This is a genomic window from Gardnerella sp. 26-12, from assembly GCF_001660745.1.
GTDB lineage: Bacteria > Actinomycetota > Actinomycetes > Actinomycetales > Bifidobacteriaceae > Bifidobacterium > Bifidobacterium swidsinskii.
The window spans coordinates 1-3,098 of the sequence record NZ_LWSR01000078.1 but is presented as its reverse complement, the minus strand read 5'-3'; the positions used below and the strand labels follow the sequence as shown (position 1 = coordinate 3,098).

The 3,098-nt window shown below is 36.0% G+C and carries 2 protein-coding genes; both read left to right on the top strand.

What is annotated here, in order from left to right:
• Window positions 1–1,704: AAA family ATPase (locus tag A5295_RS04425; RefSeq protein WP_064621853.1), on the top strand; the 1,704-nt coding region annotated here is incomplete at its 5' end.
• 13 nt (window positions 1,705–1,717) lie between these two features.
• Entirely contained in the window at window positions 1,718–3,094 is a 1,377-nt protein-coding gene (locus A5295_RS04420; protein WP_064621851.1) for an LlaJI family restriction endonuclease, read from the top strand.
• The last annotated feature ends 4 nt before the right edge of the window (window positions 3,095–3,098 follow it).

Below are 3,098 nucleotides of genomic sequence, written 5' to 3'. Positions count from 1 at the left end.
GCTATAAATAATAATTCACTATTTAAGTCTCAAATGGAATCGCTAATAGTAGCCTTTGAGCTAATTTGGAAGTTAGCAAAAATCAGCTTTATTGATGAAGATAAAACTGCTAGTGCAGAAAGGACAGGTGGAATAAGGTATCCCAAAAAATTAATCTATACGGTTAATGCTGACATTATCGATACTCTAATTGACAATGATTGGGATGCTTATGTACGTATTTTGATTTTGTGGATTGGTGTTGATATTAATTATGATAAGCAGATAGAGACTCGATTGAGTCGCTTGTTAACTGCAATATCTGAAGGCGCAATCTTTAAATTAGTTGATGGTACTAATGATGTTATTTTTAATCAAAACGACGTGTATAAGAAACTAATGCAAACTAAAAATAATGTAGATTTAAATGGAGATGAAGAAGCTAAAGGTTCTTTAAGAATACTTAAATCTCTGCTTTCGGATGGACTAAACCCATACCTTGAGTGCCATAATGGAGATGTTCAGATATTAAAAGGTCAGTTTAATAATCTAGAGGAATATCAAAAAAGGGTAGAAACCTTTCTGCAGCTATCAGCCACAAAAATAATAGGCTCCAAGGATGTAAATATAGATAAAGAGACCGATAGACAAGATTCGCTTGAAAATAATCGCGTTGTAAGTGGGCGTAATATTCTTCTATATGGTGTTCCGGGTTCTGGTAAGAGTTGGACTATTGAGCATGAATATTGCAAACCTGGAAGTGTTGTAGAAAGACTTGTATTTCATCCTGACTACACTTATTCAGATTTCATTGGACAGATTCTTCCAGCAGTTTCAGATGATGGACAGGTAAGTTATAAGTTTACTCCTGGACCTTTTACGAATATCCTTCGCGAGTCATATAACAATCCGAGCAAGGAGTACATCCTTATTATTGAGGAAATTAATCGTGGTAACGCTCCTGCTATCTTCGGAGAAGTGTTCCAGTTGCTTGACCGTAAAGTAGAAATTCGTGATATTGATGACAACGGATATCCCATCGGTACAAGTGAGTACGGTATTACAAATATGAATATTGCTGAGGAGATGTACGGCAAGGATAGAAAAACAGAAAAGGTTCGTATTCCTTCAAACCTTTCCATCATAGGTACGATGAACACATCAGATCAAAATGTTTTCACGTTAGATACAGCTTTTCAGCGCAGATGGGATATGCGTCTTATCGAGAACGATTTTGCCAGTGTTGACAGTTCGCTTGCTGATGCAGAAATCCTTGACACTGGAATAACATGGAAAAATTTCTGTGTTGAAATCAATAAGATTGTTGTTGGGAATAGTGCAAGGATGACTTCTGCGGAGGATAAGAGACTTGGAGCATACTTTGTTCATGTTCATGACCTTAAATACGATGACACTATGGGAGATCTGAAAGAATACGATGCTCTTCGTATGAAAGAAACCAGTGGTTCCCTTACAGATGATGAGAAGTCCAGAATTGCAGTGATTCGTGATGCAATGCGACAAAATAGGAAGTTCCCTGAAAAGGTAATAAAATATCTTTGGGATGATGCATTTAAATTCAACCGTGAAATTATTTTTGATGTTGATAAATATCAAAGTCTTGAACAAATAATACATGCTTTTATGTATGCCAATGGTACTGAGCGCTTTAAGGTGTTTAAAGATAATGTCAGGGATGCATTTGCTAATGTAGAAGAAGATTAAGTCGGTGATTTATATGGATTTAGACTCAGCATCAAATTCAATCAAGGAATTTGATATTAAAAAACACTGCCATGTTAACACAAATGAAGATGGTGATCGTTTTGTTGGTATCAAAGCTGATTCTGATAATGCTATGGTCTATTTTCCAATCGGATATGAGTTGCCAAAAACCGATGCTGAAATCAGAACAGACATAAAGCATTTAATACAAGTGTTATCTGAATTTACAACAAAAGATGACAGATTATTGGCAATTAATAAGTTTACAGCACCACAATTAGTAGGCTTCCCTATCAATGCGTATAAAAATGTTATAGAATATTATTTTTCAATTGGTGGCGCCTATTATGTTGAGAAAGAGCAAGTATATACTACTGCTTCAACTGGTAAGCAGGATTGGGCAAGAACTGCACGAAAGCAAATGCCTCTTGTTCAAAGCAGAAATGGTGTGAGTTCTTTTGTATTTACACAGTTTGAAGTTCGATCTTCAACTCCAAATGACACGAAAGAAATAACGCAGATTAATAGATTCTGTGTGTATGAAGCGTTTAAGAGACTTGGATGGCTGTATGTTCCCTATATGCCAGAGGAATCAGGGTCACATCCGGATATTAAGACGTCAATAAGAATTGTCCAAAACAAGCTTGCTACTACAAATGACGATAGAAAGAAATCCTTATTTCGTAGCATGAATGACATGCTTGAGTATATGTATGAGAAGACTTCCGATAAGCAATTCTACTTTGGTACAGATGACTTTGATCACGTGTGGGAAAAATTAATTGATCGAGCATTTGGAGAGAAGGACAAAAATAAATATTTTCCTCGTTCAAGATGGTTGCTTGACTACGGCAAATACAAAGAAAAGAGGCCTTTGATACCGGATACAATCATGATATATAACGATAAATATTACGTTCTTGACGCTAAGTACTATAAATACGGTTTGACTGGGATTCCTGACCATCTGCCTAACGGTTCGTCAATCAATAAGCAAATTACATATGGCGAATATTTGGAAAAGAATAAGAATGTAGATGCGAAATCTCTATTTAATGCTTTCATCATGCCGTACAATATGGCAAAGAACTATTTTAGTCTGACGTCTTTTGTTGGAAACATTGGTGAGGCAATTGGCGACTGGAGACGCAACAAAAAATACTATGAACGAATCCAAGGAATTGTGATTGATACAAGATATCTAATGTACCATTATTCAGGTAAACCGATAAAGGAAAAGGCTGCACTTGCAGAATCTATAGAGTCTGTTCTGAGCAGGAAGGAAATAAAATTTACAAAGGAATCATCTCTTTCTAAAATAGTATCTTATGCGCGTAAGCCTACTGATTCTATGGTTGCCGAAGACCGTGGCACGTACGATATAGATTAAATAT

Coding starts and splice junctions, on each gene's coding strand:
- A5295_RS04420 (WP_064621851.1), top strand. CDS start 1,718: ATGGATTTAGACTCAGCATCAAATTCAATCAAGGAATTTGATATTAAA.